Annotated in this window: 20 protein-coding genes; 11 read left to right on the top strand and 9 right to left on the bottom strand. The window is 44.8% G+C overall.

Annotated features, from left to right (window positions below):
* Positions 1-286: 286 nt before the first annotated feature.
* Positions 287-2,344, bottom strand: coding sequence for a 1-deoxy-D-xylulose-5-phosphate synthase (gene dxs / locus BLR43_RS00460; RefSeq protein ID WP_093067452.1), 2,058 nt, complete (start codon positions 2,342-2,344; stop codon positions 287-289).
* Between the two features lie 533 nt (positions 2,345-2,877).
* Here dxs and ribA point away from each other — a divergent pair.
* The 3 genes from ribA (at position 2,878) to BLR43_RS00445 (ending at position 5,319) form a co-directional block, all read left to right on the top strand.
* Positions 2,878-3,549 carry a GTP cyclohydrolase II gene (gene ribA, locus BLR43_RS00455; RefSeq protein ID WP_093067447.1) on the top strand — a complete coding sequence of 224 codons (672 nt, stop codon included), beginning with the start codon at positions 2,878-2,880 and terminating at the stop codon, positions 3,547-3,549.
* 7 nt (positions 3,550-3,556) lie between these two features.
* Entirely contained in the window at positions 3,557-4,555 is a 999-nt protein-coding gene (hemF, locus tag BLR43_RS00450; RefSeq protein ID WP_093067444.1) for an oxygen-dependent coproporphyrinogen oxidase, read from the top strand.
* A gap of 290 nt (positions 4,556-4,845) precedes the next feature.
* On the top strand, positions 4,846-5,319 hold the full coding sequence (locus BLR43_RS00445; protein ID WP_093067440.1) for a c-type cytochrome: 474 nt from the start codon (positions 4,846-4,848) through the stop codon (positions 5,317-5,319).
* Between the two features lie 270 nt (positions 5,320-5,589).
* Here BLR43_RS00445 and BLR43_RS00440 read toward each other — a convergent pair whose 3' ends face one another.
* The 3 genes from BLR43_RS00440 to BLR43_RS00430 form a co-directional block, all read right to left on the bottom strand.
* Positions 5,590-6,576 (bottom strand): mechanosensitive ion channel family protein, encoded by a 987-nt coding sequence (locus tag BLR43_RS00440; RefSeq protein WP_093067437.1) that lies wholly within the window; start codon positions 6,574-6,576, stop codon positions 5,590-5,592.
* Positions 6,577-6,653: 77 nt separating this feature from the next.
* Positions 6,654-7,214, bottom strand: a complete 561-nt coding sequence (gloA, locus tag BLR43_RS00435; protein ID WP_201587571.1) for a lactoylglutathione lyase — start codon at positions 7,212-7,214, stop codon at positions 6,654-6,656.
* 152 nt (positions 7,215-7,366) lie between these two features.
* A complete protein-coding gene (locus tag BLR43_RS00430; protein ID WP_093067434.1) occupies positions 7,367-8,005 on the bottom strand; it encodes a carbonic anhydrase in 639 nt (212 codons plus the stop codon).
* 431 nt (positions 8,006-8,436) lie between these two features.
* On the opposite strand from BLR43_RS00430, the gene potA reads away from it, so the two are divergent.
* From potA to BLR43_RS00400, 6 genes are all read left to right on the top strand, one after another.
* Positions 8,437-9,678 carry a spermidine/putrescine ABC transporter ATP-binding protein PotA gene (gene potA, locus BLR43_RS00425; protein ID WP_093067429.1) on the top strand — a complete coding sequence of 414 codons (1,242 nt, stop codon included), beginning with the start codon at positions 8,437-8,439 and terminating at the stop codon, positions 9,676-9,678.
* Complete coding sequence (gene potB / locus BLR43_RS00420; protein WP_093067426.1) at positions 9,678-10,556, top strand: spermidine/putrescine ABC transporter permease PotB; 879 nt, start codon at positions 9,678-9,680, stop codon at positions 10,554-10,556. The genes potA and potB overlap by 1 nt, the downstream gene beginning before the upstream one ends.
* Positions 10,556-11,344: a spermidine/putrescine ABC transporter permease PotC gene (potC, locus tag BLR43_RS00415; RefSeq protein WP_093067423.1), complete on the top strand. Its 789-nt coding sequence runs from the start codon at positions 10,556-10,558 to the stop codon at positions 11,342-11,344. Before potB ends, potC begins: the two co-directional genes overlap by 1 nt.
* Positions 11,345-11,435: 91 nt before the next feature.
* Complete coding sequence (locus BLR43_RS00410) at positions 11,436-12,326, top strand: LysR family transcriptional regulator (RefSeq protein ID WP_093067420.1); 891 nt, start codon at positions 11,436-11,438, stop codon at positions 12,324-12,326.
* Between the two features lie 226 nt (positions 12,327-12,552).
* The gene (locus BLR43_RS00405; RefSeq protein WP_093067414.1) at positions 12,553-13,005 is read left to right on the top strand and encodes a PH domain-containing protein; all 453 of its coding nucleotides are present in this window, start codon (positions 12,553-12,555) and stop codon (positions 13,003-13,005) included.
* An 88-nt stretch (positions 13,006-13,093) separates the two neighbouring features.
* Complete coding sequence (locus tag BLR43_RS00400) at positions 13,094-13,615, top strand: DUF2247 family protein (protein ID WP_167669364.1); 522 nt, start codon at positions 13,094-13,096, stop codon at positions 13,613-13,615.
* Positions 13,616-13,815: 200 nt separating this feature from the next.
* Here BLR43_RS00400 and crcB read toward each other — a convergent pair whose 3' ends face one another.
* The 4 genes from crcB to BLR43_RS00380 all read right to left on the bottom strand — a co-directional run bounded on the left by crcB (position 13,816) and on the right by BLR43_RS00380 (position 16,451).
* Positions 13,816-14,187: a fluoride efflux transporter CrcB gene (gene crcB, locus BLR43_RS00395; protein ID WP_093067408.1), complete on the bottom strand. Its 372-nt coding sequence runs from the start codon at positions 14,185-14,187 to the stop codon at positions 13,816-13,818.
* 44 nt (positions 14,188-14,231) lie between these two features.
* Positions 14,232-15,269 (bottom strand): tRNA (adenosine(37)-N6)-threonylcarbamoyltransferase complex transferase subunit TsaD, encoded by a 1,038-nt coding sequence (gene tsaD / locus BLR43_RS00390; protein WP_093067401.1) that lies wholly within the window; start codon positions 15,267-15,269, stop codon positions 14,232-14,234.
* A gap of 223 nt (positions 15,270-15,492) precedes the next feature.
* The gene (locus tag BLR43_RS00385; protein ID WP_093067398.1) at positions 15,493-15,996 is read right to left on the bottom strand and encodes a c-type cytochrome; all 504 of its coding nucleotides are present in this window, start codon (positions 15,994-15,996) and stop codon (positions 15,493-15,495) included.
* A gap of 89 nt (positions 15,997-16,085) precedes the next feature.
* Positions 16,086-16,451 carry a hypothetical protein gene (locus BLR43_RS00380; RefSeq protein ID WP_093067393.1) on the bottom strand — a complete coding sequence of 122 codons (366 nt, stop codon included), beginning with the start codon at positions 16,449-16,451 and terminating at the stop codon, positions 16,086-16,088.
* Between the two features lie 369 nt (positions 16,452-16,820).
* Here BLR43_RS00380 and rpsU point away from each other — a divergent pair, with 369 nt between their 5' ends.
* Together rpsU and BLR43_RS00370 are read left to right on the top strand one after the other, a co-directional pair.
* A complete protein-coding gene (rpsU, locus tag BLR43_RS00375) occupies positions 16,821-17,036 on the top strand; it encodes a 30S ribosomal protein S21 (RefSeq protein WP_010195908.1) in 216 nt (71 codons plus the stop codon).
* A 212-nt stretch (positions 17,037-17,248) separates the two neighbouring features.
* The gene (locus tag BLR43_RS00370) at positions 17,249-17,698 is read left to right on the top strand and encodes a GatB/YqeY domain-containing protein (protein ID WP_093067389.1); all 450 of its coding nucleotides are present in this window, start codon (positions 17,249-17,251) and stop codon (positions 17,696-17,698) included.
* A 104-nt stretch (positions 17,699-17,802) separates the two neighbouring features.
* Here the strand turns inward: BLR43_RS00370 and BLR43_RS00365 are convergent, their stop codons facing one another.
* Positions 17,803-19,497, bottom strand: coding sequence for a M48 family metalloprotease (locus BLR43_RS00365; protein ID WP_227674187.1), 1,695 nt, complete (start codon positions 19,495-19,497; stop codon positions 17,803-17,805).
* Positions 19,498-19,807 lie beyond the last annotated feature (310 nt).

The following is a 19,807-nucleotide window of genomic DNA, read 5'->3' as shown; positions in this document are numbered from 1 at the left end:
ACAGCCGCCGCATCACACCACATCTATGCGATTAAAAACGTATCTTTTATAAATAAAAACTTATAAACGACACCCGCATTATACTAAAATTGTTCGATAAAAACGAAAAAACCGTCACGCTGACCAAGCCAATATTTTGGTGGTCATACAAACTGCGCAAGTTGTAAAAAAGTTGGCACCTACGGCTAGCAGGCGTTTGCTCTGTTTAAAGAGCGAGTATCTGTTTACAGTAATAGCTTTTAAAACAATAATTTGTAAATAATACTGCAAATCTAAAAAGTAAAATTTACGACAACAGTTGCTTAAGCTGCTTAATAACACCTATCACATCTAAACCACAATCAGCCCACTGCTCTGCCTGTGAGCCATGCGCGATAAAGCGATCAGGAATACCGATGTTGTTAACAGCTGGACGCTGACGTTTAAAAGCAGCCGATTCATTGAGCAAGTATTCATTCACTGCACTACCAGCGCCACCCATAATCATATGCTCTTCTATGGTTGCGATATGCGTCACCCCTTGCGCCAGTAAACTCTCAAGCATAGCTGTATCTAACGGTTTTACCCAGCGCATATTGACCACATGTACCTGACACTCTAACGCTGTATCATCACTGGTTAAGCTCTCGGCCGCTTGCTGAGCAGTCGCAACCATCGTACCAAAAGCCAATAGTGCTAGCTTATAAGGCGCATCATTGCTGCCCAATACTGACTCAATAACGGCTTCACCGATTTTATAAGTCTGTGCTGGCTGCTCGATAACGGCGCCTGTACCGGTACCACGTGGATAACGCACCGCCGTACAACCTTGATACTCATAGCAAGTATTGAGCAGATGATAGCATTCGTTTTCATCTTTTGGCGCAGCAATCACTATATTCGGGATACAACGTAAAAAGCTAAAATCAAACACGCCTGCATGCGTGGCACCATCTTCACCAACGAGGCCTGCACGGTCAATTGCAAACATGACATCGAGATTCTGTAGCGCCACGTCATGAATCAGCTGATCGTATCCGCGCTGTAAGAACGTCGAGTAAATCGCCACAATAGGTTTGACACCTTGCGTTGCCATACCGGCCGCTAGCGTAACCGCATGTTGTTCGGCAATAGCCACATCAAAAAAGCGTGTTGGAAAATGACGAGCAAAGTCAATCATGCCCGAGCCTTCTTCCATAGCAGGGGTAATCGCGAGCAACTTATCGTCTTCAGCCGCTTTATCGCATAAAAAATTACCAAATACTTGCGAGTATTTTAGCGCAGGTTTTGTGTTTTGCTTTAATGCTTCTGCAGATATGCTCTGAGACTCATTATGAATCTCTGCTGGTAGCTTACTAATCGCGTGATAGCCGACCGGATCTAGTTCTGCTGGTGCAAAGCCTTTGCCTTTGGTGGTATAGATATGTACCAAAACAGGCCCTTTGACTTGCTTGGCAATTGACAACACACGTAGTAGCTCAGGGATATTGTGTCCATCAAACGGACCAAAATAGGTAAAGCCAATCGCTTTAAATAAGTTATCTTCTAATTGCGGTACATCACGCATCTCTTTGTGACGTTTGCGGCGATCAAATGCTTGCATATCAGGACGCTGGCAAAGCACAGGCTCACCTGACTCAGAGATATCGACTTGGTAGCCCGACTCCCAAAGCATCGCTAAATGCCGCGAAAAACCACCGATAGAACAAGAAATCGACATATCGTTGTCGTTCAAAATGACTAGTAGATCGGCATCTTGTTGGACTGCATCGTTCATGGCCTCAAAAGCCATACCACCAGTCATCGCACCATCACCAATGATACAAGCAACCGTTTGCGCGAGGCCTTGATAGCGCAGCGCCAAGCTCATGCCCAAACCGGCTGAGATAGAGGTTGATGAATGCCCAACGCCAAATGTATCGTAGATAGACTCTGCACGCTCTGGGAATGCAGTCAGACCATCTTTTGATCTGATCGTTGCCAGCTGCTCACGGCGACCGGTCAGGACTTTGTGTGCATAGGCCTGATGACCCACATCCCACACTATCTGATCCTGCGGAGCATCAAGTAGATAATGCAATACAATCGTCAGCTCAATCACACCCAAATTGGCGCCAAAATGCCCACCGCTTTGTCCTGCTGAATACAACAAAAAAAGACGCAGTTCATCAGCCAGCGTAATCAGCTGAGTGGTTGAAAGCGTATTCATATCAGAAGGTGTGTTAATGGCATCAAGCAATGGCGTATGCGGACGCACGCGAGGAATCACAGTATAAGTCTGCTGTAAGCTCGATAGCTGGGCGGCAGAATCAGATACTGATGCAGATGAGGACTGAGACTTTGGGGAATGAAGTGACTGCTGCATAAACCGTACGATACCTACCAATCTGCTGACAAGACGTGTCTCCAATATAGCAATAGCTACAATTGAGAGACGTCAATAATATCTACATCATTATTGATGTAATCGACCATATAATTATTCATGCAACTTTACGTGTATATAGCTGCGCTACGTATCATATGAACACGCTACCACAGTAGATCGTGCCTCAAAACTACGTGCTTTAATACCAAGGACTATTATTATGCCCTATTATTTTGCATCAATATCGGATGTTAGTGACGACATAGTAATGTAAGGATAAAGACTTGTCACTGTATCCACCAAAATAGTATGGCATAATAGCATTTTTTTTTAATTGTCGCTTTAATCATCGTGCGTCGTCTGTGAACTTTGTGTGTTTTTATAATAAATACAATAAGCACGCGTTCTTTATGAAAGGGTTATACTGCTATCATCTTGGCCTTATCGTTCAGGCTAGAATGTTATCGCGGGTTTAATAGCATTATCACAAACCCTTTACCGCCACGATTATAGGCTTATGCAGGACAGTAATGTCATATCAATTTATCACTAGTGCCAAACTACCCACTCGTCATGGCGAGTTTGATATTCATATCTTTGAAAACGACGAAGGCCAAGAGCATGTCATGCTGACCGTCGGTCTGTCTGTGGTCGATCAAACGACAGGCACAATGACAGCACCTAGCTCAGATGACACGTCGTCGCAAAGACCAATTCCGCTGGTTCGGATTCATTCTGAGTGCCTAACAGGCGATGCGTTTAGCTCATTAAAGTGTGACTGCGGACCACAGCTCAATACTGCCATGCAAGCCATCCAAGAGTCAGGTTGCGGTGCGATTTTGTATTTGCGTCAAGAAGGTCGCGGTATCGGTCTGACTAACAAGATTCGCGCTTATGCCCTCCAAGATCAGGGACACGACACGCTGGATGCCAATCTCATGTTAGGCTTGCCTGCTGATGCGCGTATCTATGATATGTGTGGTCCGATGCTTGCCCATATCGGTGTCAACGCTGTCAGACTCATCACCAACAATCCAAACAAAGTTGCTTATTTGACGGAGCACGGTATTGACGTTGTCGAACGGGTGCCATTGTTGGTCGGTGTCAACGATATGAACGCTGAATATCTAGCAACCAAACGCGATCGTATGGGGCACATGCTCGATAAAGATTTTAATACAGCCATACACCTAAATAAATAGATGTCTTATGAGTATTTCAAATATAGATAACCAAGCAGACCTCTCAACCGTAGCGTCAGAGACCACGCCAACCAATCAAGACATCCTGCGCGTACGGGCGTTTTTGGTGGACCTGCAGGCTCGTATCTGCGACGCCTTAGAGGCACAAGAACGCGATGGCGGCGGCAATGCAACTTTCGTCCCTGACGATTGGGAGCGCAAAGAGGGTGGCGGCGGTCGTTCGTGCGTATTGACAGATGGCACGGTCATCGAAAAAGCAGGCGTGATGTTCAGTCATATCCATGTCCACAATTTGCCTGCTTCTGCCACTGCACGCCACCCTAATATCGCTGGTCGCAAAGCGCAAGCCATGGGCGTGTCCTTAGTGGTACATCCCAAAAACCCAAATGTCCCAACCAGCCACGCTAACGTACGTTTGTTCGTGGCAGAAGCAGAAGGCGAAGCGCCGATTTGGTGGTTTGGCGGCGGCTTTGATTTGACGCCTTTCTACCCCGTACTCGCCGATTGTGTACACTGGCATCAGGTCTGTCATGATCTATGCGCGCCTTTCGGTGACCATATTTATGCTGATTTCAAACAGTGGTGCGATGAGTATTTTCATCTGCGTCACCGCGATGAGCAGCGTGGTATCGGTGGTTTGTTTTATGACGACGTCAGTACAGAGAGTCGCGGCTGGGATTTTGAGACTTGCTTTAACTTTATGAAGGCCGTTGGCAATGGTTACCTTGACGGTATCATGCCGATTTTTGAGCAGCGTAAAGATATGCCTTATACCGAAGCACAGCGTGAGTTTCAGCTCTATCGCCGTGGCCGTTATGTAGAGTACAATCTGGTCTACGATCGTGGCACTTTATTTGGCTTACAAAGTAACGGCCGTATTGAGTCGATCTTAGTCAGTATGCCACCTCTTGCCAGCTGGCATTATCGGTTTGAGCCGGCTGAGGGCACACCTGAGTTTGAGTTGACTGATTATTATCTCAAGCCGCGTGATTGGTTGGCTCTCTAAGCTTTTTTAAAGCTCAAGAATGTTAGGTTTGAGAGTGTAGGTCAGCGATTATCGTTGGCCTTTTTTATATCTAACAAACGTTTTGCTAAAGGGGTCTTATATCATCCGATGATTACGAGGATATAACATTATATTGCTCCCATTCTGCCGACAAACGCTACAATAGTAGAGACTCTTTCGCAGCCACTGTGCGCAAAAGAATCTTAAGAAATATTTTTATAATAATATTTGAGGTAAGGCAAGCGTGATAGCGATGCCTACTATTAGCCACGTTTAAAGGAGTAAGTCATATGGCACAGGTTTATACCAAAAAATCTTTGAAATCTTTTTTTAGCATCACCTTAATGGCAGCGGCGCTGGGTTTGACAGCGTGTAGCGGTGCAGGCGACGATCCTGATATCAAAGCGCGCCAAGACAGCATGAAAAGCTGGGGCGATGCGATGGGGGTCATGGGTGATATGGTCAAAGCCCCTGATACCTTTGATGCGGCGGTTTTCAAAGAGCAGGCATCATTCTTGGCAGAAGATGCGGCAAACCCTTGGAGTCACTTTGAAAACCAAGAAGCCATGGGCAACGCGACTGAAGCCGTATGGTCAAATGCTGATGGTTTCGGTGCTGAAGCGGACAACTTTCAAAAAGTGACGGCTGAGCTAAATGCTGCTGCACAGTCGGCTACTAGTGTCGAAGACGTCCAGGCTGCCTTTGGTGAAGTGGGTGCAAGTTGTAAATCGTGCCATACCGAATTTAGAGCAAAGAATGACTAACTTTTTGTACTGGCCTAGTATAATCAATCCTAAATAAAACAGATACATTATATATCAAGGTGGAACTGGTCTAAATTTTCCTTACGTGCTGTGCCTACGCTGCTCGATGCTGCGAAAAATTTATCCCAGTCCCACTGTATCGTTTTTATACTGAATTCACTATAGTTTGTAGAAAGACAAAAAAACCGCCATATCATTGAATATGACGGTTTTTTATTGCTCAAAAAACATCACGTGAAGACAGCTCTTTGAAATAACGCTCTAAGCAAATTACTCTGTCTCTGCTTTTTTGGCATTATCATCATCATTAACATTAACATTAACATTGTCATCTTGCTGCTTATTTATCTGCTTAACAATAGATTTCACTGAAGGATCGCTCAAATCTATTGTACGTATAGGGAAAGGAATATTGATACCGGCTGCATCCAGCGCTTTTTTGACTTCTACAATGACTTGATGAATAGAAGCGACTTTATTAGCCTGAGTGCCGTTATCAATAAACCAACGTACTGTCAAATCCATAGAAGAGCCGCCAAACCCTGTCGCAATTACGCTTGGCGTCGCTTTTCTCGATACGCTATCAACTTTATCCAAAGCTTGTAGAATCTCAGCTTTTGCTGTTTCGATATCATCCTCATAACCAATACCGACCGCCACTTGCAAGCGGCGCTGTTTGTAGGCGGTATTGACGGTTAATGCCGAGGTATACAGCTCCGAGTTTGGAATCACTACTTGCCGGCCATCATAAGTCTTGATGGTCGTTGCACGGATTTTGATATCTTCTACCGTTCCTTCGTAGTCCCCTGAGACGATTTGATCGCCGATACGAAACGGTTCTGAAATCAGCAACAAAATACCAGAGAGCAAGTTTTGAAAAATATCTTTAAAAGCAAAACCAATCGCAACCGAACCAATACCCAGCGCGCCGATTAATTTGGCTGGTGTAAATCCTGGAATAGCGACAACCATGGCGATCATAAAGCCAATAAACAGAATAAGCGCCCCGCCTATGCGCTGAAACACCTTCACCAAGTTTTGATGACGCACGCGCGCGCCTAAGGTTTTATGCACGACTTTTTTGAAAATAATCGACAACAGCCAAAAAATCCCCAACACAATGAGCGCCGCTATAAAATATGGAATGCGCTCGATAAAGCCACTTGCCAAGTCTTGCGTGGTATAGACCACTTGTTGATAGACGGTCACACCATCGGTTAGCGTGTTCGATAGGCGACTCACGTCGGGGGTGGGCATAAAGGGTTGCTCCTATTGCTGTTTTAGCGCGCGTTTAAGGGGATAAATAAATGAACATCTCACTGCTGTTTTGCCAGTTATGACATCAAATCAGCTTGTACGATTTCAATCCAGTAGCCATCAACATCCTTGATAAAGGCAATGTTTTTCATGCTGCCGTCTTCTGGACGTTTTTTGAACTCAACATCGTTCTTATCAAACCAAGCGATGGCTTCATCTAGGTTCGGTACGCTAAAACAAATGTGTCCAAAGCCTTGAGGGTCTTGGTTGCCATCATGATAGCTAAAGTCAGCTTTTGTCTCAGTGCCATAATTATGGGTCAGCTCTAAGATACCGCGCTGACGGAACGCAAAAATTTCTAAATCATCACCAGTAGGCAGGTTCTCACGCTCGCTCTCAGTTAGCTTTGCCAAGAAATACAGATCAAATTCCATATCAGGGAATTTTTTGACCGCCAGCAACGTCATTCCCAACACGCCAGTATAAAACGCCAATGACTTGGCAGGATCTTTGACGCGTAGCATAGTGTGATTGAAAGTAAATCCTGTCGTTTGCGTAGAGATTGACTGAACACCATCTGCACTGATACTGCTTGCAGGCTGTGCGATGGTCGCATTATTATTATTGTTAGTAGACATAGTTATCCTAAGGTTATTCAAAAAAGAGTGTTATAAATAAGCGAATCACGACTGTCATGATTCACTGCTGTCTCTCATCATAATAAAAATTGGCAAAATAATTGATAGGGTTTTGTAAGAATATGAACAAAGTATGTTCATGTTTAGATATATTAGCTGTCTAAGAACCTCACCTTACCTGTCTCTAGGTCATACTCAGCACCGACAACAAGTAGCTGACCACTATTGGTCAAGTCCTCTAGTGCCCGCGAACCATGTCTGAGCTGACTCACTGACATACGCACATTGGCACGGATAGAACGATCAACCAACTCATCGGCATCGACGTCTTGACCATTGGCGGTCGCCAGCTCATGCAAGTTATAGACACTTGGGCGAATGCGATCAACGATCGATTGCAAATTAGGAGAATAGTTCTGATCAGGATTGATCAAGGTCTCAACGCAGGCCGTGACCGCGCCGCATTTTGAATGTCCAAGGACTACCACCAACTTTGTGCCAAAGGCTTCGGCGGCAAATTCGATTGAGCCAATCTGTGATGGCGCCACCACATTGCCGGCCACACGTATGACAAACAAATCCCCCAAGCCTTGATCAAAAACAATCTCAACAGGTACTCGTGCATCCGAGCAGCCCAAAATAATCGCCAATGGATTTTGATCCTTGACCAATTCTGGGCGACGCTGCATATATTCATCGGTACTGGTGAGACTATCCACGTAACGGGCATTACCTTCTTTTAAAAGCTCAAGGGCTTCTTGACCTGTTGTTGGACGTATATCAGTAGGCATGAGAGATCCTTTATTATCAATAATATGAGAGTTATAAACGGCTTTATATACTTGTATGCAAACATAAATGGGCAGATGACTATTCACACTCACCCATCAGATGCCTTACGTTTGTCAGCCATACCGTGATTGTATAGGAATAGAGGCCAAAAAACGGTAAAAAATTTTGTTTAAATGTCGTTATACGCCAACTTATAACTGTAAAAATATAGCCGTAACCATCGCTGCTATGACGGTACGACTCGCGTAACTTATAACGAACTTGCACTGATTTATATCACGGGTTTGTTATAATACGCAGCAATCAGACAGCTATCAGGCAGCAATCAAATCGTGCTTACGCTCTTGCCAGTTTTTTGATGACATCGAGATACCTTGATGGCTGCATTGATTTACTGCTCTGATCTATTTGACGCTTAGGAACAGATATTATGACCGACCCATCGCCAAGCACGCACAAAACCTCTGCGTCACCTCAAAATGACAAGACGTTGCTGCAATTAAATGGTATCAAAAAAACCTACGATCAAACTGAAGTGTTAAAAGACATCAACCTTGATATCAAGCACGGCGAGTTTTTGACACTGCTTGGGCCCTCAGGCTGTGGTAAGACAACCTTGCTGCGCTTGATTGCAGGTTTTGAGCAGCCCAATGCGGGGACAATCTATCTAGATGGCGTACAGATGGCAGGCTTATCCGCTGATAAACGTCCGGTCAATACGGTATTTCAGCAGTACGCATTGTTTCCACATATGAGCGTCGCCCAAAATGTCGCGTATGGATTAAAGCTAAAAAAAGTGCCAAAAGCTGAGATTCAAGCTCGCGTCAGCGAGATGCTGGCTATGGTGCAGTTGGAGCATTTGGCCAATCGCAAACCGCAGGATTTATCTGGTGGGCAGCAGCAGCGCGTGGCGATCGCCCGTGCGGTGATCAATCGCCCCAAGCTATTACTACTCGATGAGCCACTATCCGCGCTTGATCACAAACTACGTTTGCAAATGCAATCAGAGCTCAAGCGTCTACAACGTGAGCTGGGCATTACCTTTGTATTTGTCACGCATGATCAAGAAGAAGCGCTGTCGATGTCAGACCGCATTGCCGTGATGAAAGACGGCATGTTCCAGCAAATTGGCACGCCTATTGAGATTTATGAGACTCCTGCCAACTTGTTTACTGCCAAGTTTATCGGCGAGACCAATCTGTTTAGAGCTGAGGTCAAGGGTGTCTATCCAGACCTTCCAGATCGTGATGGCAACGTGACCAATGGACGCATCGAAGTTGAAGTCTGTGAGGCTCAAGCGCAAGAAGGGCCAACAACGCTACGTAACTTGCGTCGACCCAATTTTGCCAATGATGTACAAGTGGGCGATATCGTCAATTTACTACTTCGTCCCGAAGACTTACGCATATATGATCCAAAAGATAATGAGCATAGCGGACTACTGGGGCGCGTCATCGAAAGTAATTATAAAGGCAGTACGTTAGACTCGATTATTGAATTGGCAAATGGCCATATCATTAAGGCCTCTGAGTTTTTTGATGAAGATGACCCAAGCTTTGATTACAAACTCAACGAAGGCGTCAAGGTCTCATGGGTTGATGGCTGGGAGTGGGTATTGCCAGAAGACGCTGACCATACAAACAAGGCGACTGTACAAAAGGATGGTAGCTGATGGCCCGCAACCACTTAGGCAGCAAAAGTCCGTTTCGTACGGCAACGCTCTGGCTGATCTGGGGTTGGCTACTGATATTTGCGCTATTACCAAATATATTGGTCATCGCGGTCAGTTTTTTAACCCGAGATAGCAGCGCCTTTATTAGCTTACCTATCAATATTGACAGCTATGTGCGCATGGTTGATCCGTTATATTTTGAGGTGTTCGTTCATTCATTGTGGATGGCAGGTATCACAACGGTTATCTGTCTACTGCTGGGCTATCCTTTTGCATGGCTCGTGTCCAAGGTAAAAGTGCGATGGCAGCCGTTACTCATGCTGCTGTTGATCCTGCCCTTTTGGACCAACTCTCTGGTACGCACCTATGCGTTAAAGCTGCTCTTCGCGAATAATGGCTTGATTAATAAGTCACTGCTGGCAATCGGTACCATTGATGCTCCTATCGATATTTTATATACGCAAGGCGCGGTCATTGCTGGTCTAACTTACTTATTATTCCCATTTATGGTATTACCGCTATATGCCGTGTTTACCGATTTACGCAATGACATGCTATTGGCTTCTCAGGATTTGGGTGCATCAAAAACACAGACCTTTTGGCATGTGGTACTACCACTGACGACGCCAGGGATTATCTCTGGCGTACTGCTCGTGCTGTTGCCTGCGATGGGTATGTTTTATGTGGCGGATATTTTGGGCGGCTCTCGCAACCTACTCGTCGGTAATATCATCAAAAACCAATTCTTAGACGCCCGTGACTGGCCGTTTGGTGCTGCTGCTAGCGTGTTATTGACAGTGGCAATGGCGGTATTATTACTGGCTTATCGCGCCAGTAGTCGCCGCATTGGCAAGACTGACTTTAACGAGGTGGCCTAATGTCTTATTCACGTAAGCTCAAGATTGGCAGTATCGCTGCCAAAGGCTATCTCGGTCTTATTTATACTTTGTTATATCTACCCATCATTGTTTTGGTGGTGATGTCATTTAACAAATCAAAAATTGGCTATAACTGGGGCGGCTTTAGCCTAAAGTGGTACGAGTCATTATTTAATAACCAAGCGATGCTCGATGCATTTTGGCACTCTATTGTCTTGGGTTTGGTCGCCGCTACGGTTTCGACTTTGATTGGTACGCTCACTGCGCTCGCACTACATCGTTATAACTTTCGTGGTAAAGGCTTGCTAAACGGGCTGCTATTTGTGCTGATGATGTCGCCTGAGATTGTACTGGCTATCTCACTACTGGCACTGTTTTTATTGATAGGTTTACAGCTAGGCTTTGTGTCTTTACTGATAGCGCATATCACTTTTTGCCTACCGTTCGTGGTCATTACTGTTTTTGCGCGTCTGAGCAGCTTAGATGAGCGGCTAATGGAGGCAGCGCGCGATTTGGGCGCATCTGAGTCGACGATGGTACGCACGGTGCTGATTCCTGTTATTTTGCCTGCGGTCATGGCAGGTTGGTTACTCGCCTTTACCTTGTCGCTTGATGACGTGGTGGTATCGACCTTTGTCACAGGGCCTAGTTATGAGATTTTACCGCTGCGTATTTATTCGATGGTGCGGGTAGGCCTCAAACCAGAAGTCAATGCGATAGGTACGTTATTGCTGGTCGCCTCGCTAGTATTGGTGGTCATCTCACAGTTGTTGTTACGCAAGCGCTAGCAGCAATCACTCATTGACAACATCTATGAGTGAAAATCAACACAGTATCCACTATAATGAGTTTTTCTCACTTTAGCGGTTAGGTCTTATCATGCTTGAGCTTCGTCATCTTAATACCTTAACTGCGCTACGGGCGCATGGTTCACTTGCGGCAGCGGCCGATGAGCTACATGTCACGGCGTCTGCAGTCTCGCATCAGCTCAAAGAGCTAGAAAACTACTACGACGTCAGCCTCGTCAATCGCCGCACGCGCCCGCTTAGCTTTACACCAGCGGGCAAGGCCGTGCTAGCCTTAGCGGATAATATCATGCCGCAAGTCACGCGTACCAAAAACGATCTAAAGCGCTTGGCACATGGTCAAGCGGGCAGGTTACGACTGGCATCAGAGTGTCACAGCTGCTTTGATTGGCTCATGCCGATACTCAATCACTATCGCCGTGAATGGTCAGATGTCGAGCTTGATTTTGCCACGGGCTTTGAGCCTGAGCCGCATCATCTCTTGATGGAAGGTGATATCGATTTGCTTATCACCACCAGTGATTTACCGCTCGACGGTATTAGCTATCAACCATTGTTTGAATATGAGAGTCGCTTGGTGCTGTCACCAACGCATGATTTAGCGACGCAAGAATTTATTGAACCAGATGATTTGACCAACGAGACATTGATTGCCTATCCGGTAGAAGCCAAACGCCTCGATATCATTGCCAATTTTATGACGCCAAGCGATGTAAGCTTTGCCGATATTCGCACCACGGAGCTGACCGCAATGCTGATTCAGTTGGTCGCCAGTGAACGTGGCGTAGCGGCATTGCCTGATTGGGTGGTGGCGGAGTATGAGAAAAAAGGCTGGGTAGTCTCGCGACCATTAGGTGATGGCGTGTATTGTCAGCTTTATGCCGCAACGCGCACGTCGAGTCAAGATACGGCGTATATGCAGGGTTTTGCGAGTTTACTTGATGGAATTGTGAAGCCATTGTAGTTTCATTACTAATTACTTTTTTATAGTGATGAAATATTATTCACCTTTTCATATCGTAATGAATGTTATGGTAAATAATGGTTCCCTAGTGAGGACTTGAACACTAGGCTGTAGGCTACTGGTATCAATGTTTTATCTCGCTGAAACAGTCACAATGTACTTCATGGTGTACATGAACTGAGCTTTTCGAATATAAAATCAACTAAGGGCTTTCTGCTAATAAATTATGATAAATACTGTATTTGCATCAAAGATCGATCTCTGGTTAGCTTTTTTAATATTAGGTTTTAGCTTATTACTCATTTTGGTGCCTGTAGGAGAATGGATATACAACAATAGTTCAATTAAAAGAACAATATTTATTAGTCTTTTTACCATGCCAGGTGCAATATTACTCTTATTAATATTTTTCAGCGTAAAGTACAGTTTGTCAGATGACGAACTGTTAGTGAATTATGGTTTTTCTACTCGAAGCATTTCATTGAAAGATATTACCCAAATCACTCCTACCAACAGTACGTTATCTGCTCCAGCACTGTCCTTAGATAGGATTGAGATAATATATAAAGGGGGTAGCATAGTGATATCACCAAAAGACAAAGATGGGTTTTATCATGCAATACAAGAACGTGTTCCTGCATTAAAGAATGATGGTAATGATGGATTAATAAAGAATTAATAAAGAATTAGCCTATAGTTCGGTGCGCTATACAGGCATCGCACTGGCAGCCGTAACCAGTATCATTCAAGATATAGAGAAACTAAACGTGAAAAATATTAGTATTCCATTTTCTTTTTTAAAAGAAAACGATATTGTCTTATCTGAGAAGGAAGTCGATTTTGCTATCAGTCGCAAGATAATAGATTTACAAGACTTAGGAAAGATAGTTGACGTTTCCCTAATTAACTACCCTGACAGTAAATACTTACTTGAAATTGCTCTTGATATTTTATTGAACGGCAGCTATCTGAACCCTCATGTTCAATATTTAGAGATAGATGACAGTGGTGTAAGTAGAGAGAATAGCACCATAACTATAGATGATGAACGTGTAAATGATAGATTGCGATATATTATCTTACTTTGGTTATTTAAGAACAGACTTAACAGTGATGCTGACTTTAATAAGGTAAACAGCGTTTATGATGATTTTGGCTATCCTTCTGATATGGTAGGGTTTATCAGTTATATGCCTACTAAAGAAAGTGGCGATAAAGGAAGGAGCAACCTAATATATAATCACTGGCAGAGCTATCTAGAGACGTATAGCTATCTGTTAAAAACCTGACACTGTCATATTGACACAAACTATGCCGTCAAAACTAGAGATATAACCTAGTTACCTAGTCATCTTGTAATGTTGCGGTATACCCCAGCGGAACCAGTCATTATGCCCTCTAGACTCATTAACAGACCATTTAAAACAGACTGTATTTCGATAACCACTTAAATCAGACCACTCATTAAGCAGGTGATATCGATACAAGCTCAAAGCACGACCTTAAAGAAATAAAAGCCAAGCGCGGTTGCTAATAATGTCAGTCCAACATGCAAGCCTATAAGTGCTAAGCCTGCTAGCAGCCGCCCATCATGAATAAAACCAAATACTTCTGCACTAAACGTACTAAAGGTAGTTAACCCGCCCAAAAATCCGGTAATCACAAAGACACGCACATGATCAGATAGATTACTTCCCATACGCTCGAACCATACTAGCGCGAGTCCTATCAGAAGTCCTCCTAGTATATTGGCGCTCAGAGTCCCAAGTGGTACCCAACCGTGCAAGGCATTGAAACGCGATAGCCACGCGCGCAGGCAAGCACCGAATGCTGCTCCCAGACCAATAGCAAGCCACTGCATAGACTGTCCTTAGTTCAAATAGGTTTGGTGGACAAAAGGCTCAATTATACGGCTGGCAACTCTGTCATTGGCCAGCGCGGAATACAGCTAACCGCCAGATCATCAGATTGCCCAGCTTGCAGGCGCTCAAATCCGGCATAAGCAATCATCGCACCATTGTCCGTACACAGCGCGGGCGGTGCATAGTGGACCGTTGCATTGATCTTAGCCAGCTCTGCCTCTAGCATCTCGCGCAGATGTATGTTGGCACTGACGCCGCCTGCAATGACCAGACGGCTCATACCTGCTTGCTTGAGTGCTTTGACGCATTTTTTTACTAGCGTATCGACCACTGCATATTGGAAGCTCGCGGCGATATCCGCGCGAATGTGCGGATCACTATCAGAGCCAGCAGTGTCTTTAATCAGGTTATGTACCGCTGTTTTCATACCACTAAACGAAAAGTCCAAACCTCGATGTAGCATCGGTCTTGGCAGTGCGTAAGCATCAGGGTTGCCAGCTTCTGCCAGTTTGGCAACATTAGGCCCACCGGGATAAGGTAAGCCTAGCATCTTAGCCACTTTATCAAAGCACTCACCCGCCGCGTCATCGATCGACTCACCCAAGATTTCATACTGTCCCACACCATGAGCGGCTATAAGTAAAGTGTGACCACCAGAGACCAACAGCGAAACAAAAGGAAAAGCGGGCGGATTGGCACCCATAAGCGGCGCGAGCAAATGCCCTTCCATATGATGAATACCAATGGCAGGAATATCCAAACCATACGCCAGACTGCGGCCAAATAATGCGCCGGTCATCAACGCACCGATCAGCCCTGGCCCTTTAGTATAGGCAATCGCATCGATGTCGTTTTTACTAATGTCACACTGCTCAAGCAGCTCGTTGAGTAAGGGCACGAGCTTACGAATATGATCACGACTGGCAAGCTCAGGTACAACGCCGCCATAGAGCGCATGTAGCTCAATCTGTGAGTACAGTACTTGCCCGACCAACCCTTGATTGTCATTATTGATCTGCTCGCTATCAAAGATCGCCAGCCCAGTTTCATCACAAGACGTCTCTAAACCCAATACCTTCATACTTTTGCCTTTATGCTTTTGTTTTCGGACTATTTTTTGCCGCGTTTTTATTGTATATCGCTTTAAAATTTTGAATAGCGAATCAAATCCGCTTCGCACAGCCAGTCATATTTTTAAAATCGATAGTAATAGAAAACGCGCATAAAAAAACCGCCATTGTCGGTCACAATGACGGTCAGTTTAACAAATTTCAATGACTGGTATACTCTATATATATACTACATCAGCTTACTGACGCGAGCATATAATCAACAGCGGCTTTGACTTGTGCCTCACTGACACCATTTACCGCTTGTGCTGGCATTTTATTAAAGCCCTTAGCGGAGTGCATGTATAGTGTCTCTTTATCTTTGGTCAGACGAGTCGCCCAAGCGGCTGTGTCACCATATTTCGGTGCATTCAATAAACCCGCTGTATGGCAGACTTTACAGTTTGACTCGTAAAGTTTAGCACCAGCATTTGCAGCGAGCACTTCAGGCTCAGCGACAACAGCAGTCTTTTCTTCAACCACCATGTCGGTAGTCTCAGATTCAGCCATAGGCTCAGGCACCGTAGTTTCAGATTCTGTTACAACTGTTTCTTCAACACTCGTAGCAGCAGGTTCGTTGGCTGCGCTAGACGCTTCCGTAGTCGCGTTATCACCACTACAAGCGCTCAATACTAATAACACACTCAGACTGATAACAGATAAGCTCAGTCTTTTTATATGCTGCTGTATATCGATCATGACCTTACCTTTATTTGATGCGTCTGTGGCCAAATTTTTTGTAGCAGTTCATAGACTCACAATATTATATTACGAGTCTAATTAAAAGCTTATTCAGCAGGTGTTGCCATATCGGCGCTGTCAGTGGCAGCAGGCGCAGCCGCGGTATCAGCACTCTCTGTGGCTGGGGTTGTCGCGTCTGCCATGCTTGTATCCGCTGTACCTGCTTCAACAGTGGCATCAGCTTCTGTCCCATCTGCAGCTGTTGCATCCTCCGCTGGCATCGGTGCCGTCTCTGGAAACTCCATGTCTTCTGCTTCAGGGGCGTTTGCGCGTGCTAGCTCAGCCGCTTCATCTACCATATCGATCGCCAATACTTCTTCGTGCTCTTCGCCGCCGCTACAAGCACTCACGCCCGCACCCAAAGCTACGATAAAAGCTGTGCTTAACACCGTGTTCAATACTGTTTTTTTCATTCCAACATCCTCAATAAAATACGCACAAAACGGTTGATAGACCCTACAATATGGGAAATATCATAGCATAAACTCCCACTAAACCGTTATAGACCGTAGGGATTTTTTATTGACACTAAACTTTGTGCTCTAACTCACCTAAAACCTGACAGCTCAGCCTCGATACATTTTAAACAAAGTATAAATAGACAATAAACCGTTAAAATCATTGACTTTGTTGATATTTTTTATTAAAATACCTGCCCTTGCGCTAATGCGTGAGAATTGTCCTAGTTTGAGCTGATGCCTGTAATCTTGAGATATTACGGCTAAATACTACTATACAGCCAAACTAATGCCCTTATATCTCATCCTAATCGAGGAGTCTTCATGCCTGCAGTTAAGGTTAAAGAAAACGAACCAGTTGACATCGCTATCCGTCGTTTCAAGCGCGCTTGTGAAAAAGCTGGTGTATTATCAGACGTACGTAAGCGTGAGTTTTATGAAAAACCAACGCAAGTACGTAAGCGCAAAAAAGCTGCTGCCGTAAAGCGTTATAAGAAGAAGTTACAACGCGAAACTATTCGTACTACTCGTATGTACTAATCAATAATCTGATTAGTTAAGTACAAGTGCTACACTAACGCCACTGTTATCCATCGATATCAGTGGCGTTTTTTATGCTACAATTTTCGTTGTTACTGCTGACGCAATTTTTTATCAAAGCCCGCTCTCAGCAGGTTTTACCATAAAGATCTCACGATCTAATGAATAATATCTAACAAGCAGCCTTTAACAAATACATAAGGATAATAGCAGTGAGCCAACTTAAACAGACGTTATCAGACAACATCAAAACTTCTATGAAAGCTCGTGAGCTTGAGCGTGTCAAAATACTGCGCAACGTACAATCAGTGGTCAAACAAATTGAGATCGATCGTCAGACAGAGCTTGATGACGCGCAAGTATTAGAAGTGCTACAAAAGCAGCTCAAACAACGTCAAGAGTCGCTCTCTATTTTTACTGAAAATGGTCGTGATGATTTGGCGGCCAAAGAGCAGTTTGAGATTGATATTATCAATGAGTTTATGCCGCAGCAAATGAATCAAGATGAAATCATGGCATTGGTCAACGCGGAAATCGCAGAGCAAGGTGCCACTTCTATGCGTGATATGGGCAGCGTGATGGGTGTATTGAAAAACAAGACCGCTGGTCGTGCTGATCCTGCGTTGATCTCTAAAATGGTTAAAGATGCGCTACAAGGCTAATTTCTCATTTTGGGTAGCAAGCCGGCATATGAGATGCTACTACTGAAAATGATGTTGTCAAGCGCACCTGTTGTTGTACGAAAAACTGACTATTTACAAACCGCCTAAGGCTCAAAGTCTTTGGCGGTTTTTATTGCTTTGATTTCTGCATTGATATTGGCTAGCAATGGGCGCGCACTATTGCTTTGTGCTGTGGCTTGCAGGTTTTCAGTCAATTGCTTGGCCTGCGTCAGTGATGTCAACGCACTCTCATAGCGCCCATTCCAAAGTTGATCATAACTGCGATAACGCAATGCGTTGATCGTTGCAATATTAGCCAGTTGTGGTGACGTTGCGGTTTTAGCGAGCTTTTCATTAGCAAGCTGCAAACTTTGCCATGCATAGCGATCGCTTGGTTGTTGCTCTGTGAGTGGTTTTAGCAGTACTTGTGCCCTTAATGGCTGATTGCTATTGGTCAGTGCTTCCGCCAAATACAGACGCAAGTCACGGCGCTCAGGATAAAGACGCTGCTGACGCTCTAAAATATCTGCAGCTTGTTGCCATTTGCCTTGTTCGCTTAAAAGCTGGCTATGAGTAATCGATAGTAAAGGTTCTAGGCTTTGACGCTGCGTATTTGGGAGTTTATTAATCTGTGCCAATACCTCATTAGCCTCTTCGATGCGCTGCTGTTCTCCGTACCAGCTCACTAAGGCAAGTTTGGCACCCAGACTATTTTTAGCAGCGGTTGTGAGCGTCACTTCAGAAGCATGTTTGCCAGTAACTTGTACACGCCAATAGAGCAAATCAAACAAGGCTTGATGACGCTGCTGCTGGCTCAATGACAGTGTGGGATACTGCCCAGCACGGCTCTGCGACTCACTCAGTCGCTCATCACTGAGCGGGTGCGAGCGCACAAAGCTTGGTAAAAAGCGATTTTCAACCTGATTGAGCTGGCTTTGTTGATTCATCGTGGCAAAAAACCGTGGCATTGCCCGAGGGTCATAGCTTGCCTGAGTCATGATTTGCATCCCTACTCGGTCGGCCTCGCGCTCGTTGTTACGGCTAAAAGCCATGCTGCTATTCATAGAGGCTGTCTGGCTACCCGCCATTACAGCCGCCGCCGCATCACCATCGACTGCTGATGCGGCAATCGCAGCCAACATACCGCCTACTTGCATCAGTAAGGCTTTTTTGCGCTCGTCTGCGCTGTGCTCATAGTGACGTTGACTGATGTGCGCGACTTCATGGGCGATGACACTTGCCAGCTCATCCATACTTTTGGCGGCCAATATCGTCCCTGTATTGATCCCGATGACTCCACCAGGTGCCGCAAAAGCATTGATGCTGGGATTATCAAGAATAACTAAGCCAAGTGGTGCTTGCTGACGGGCTTGGGCGTTCAATCGCCACGTCATGTCTTTTACCGTTTCTTGCACCCAAGGGTCGTGCTCCATTTTGACCCGACCATTGATGTTCTGTAATGACCACTCACCCAGCATTTTGTTTTGATACTGCTCAGCAAAGCTCAGTCCTTGCCCGCGCAAATTGGGTAGCTCTAACGATTGTGACTCTACTGTTTGCCATGAATGATTGGCAAATGCCATAGCTTGGCTATCATCACCATCCTTGCTATGAGCACTTGTAGCAATTACCAGCAGTGTCACTGACAGTCCGATTTTGATATTATTTGAAAAAGATAAAACCACAGAGTTGCGGCTATCTGTTTGCCCAAATAGTTTAGATAGCGAGCTTCCCGACAGCTTATTTAACGAATGGCTGGCGGCTTTAATAAGTCGTGGCGGTCTATTAGCGTGGTACAAATTCGTATCCTATCAGATTGTTGACGACGTCTTTTCGACTATACGAGCTTGTTTGTATAAGGTCAATTCTACTATGTGCTTAGCTACCAATCACACAGCCACCCGTCACGATTGTGCAACATGACTGTGTGATTCTAATGAACCGAACATGGCGTTGATTATATTCAAATGCAATTATACATCGGCTATTTGGTATAATGGTTAAACACAATAATAGTAAGCTCATGGTTGCCGTAAATAGATTGACGATAATCAAAAGAATTGTTTGAGCCTTTTTTGATAAAGAAACCGAAATACTGATACTTGTAAG

Origin of the sequence: Psychrobacter pacificensis (assembly GCF_900101915.1) — a bacterium.
Taxonomy (GTDB): domain Bacteria; phylum Pseudomonadota; class Gammaproteobacteria; order Pseudomonadales; family Moraxellaceae; genus Psychrobacter; species Psychrobacter pacificensis.
Note: the sequence above shows the minus strand (reverse complement) of the source record. Positions and strands in the feature narration are given on the sequence as shown.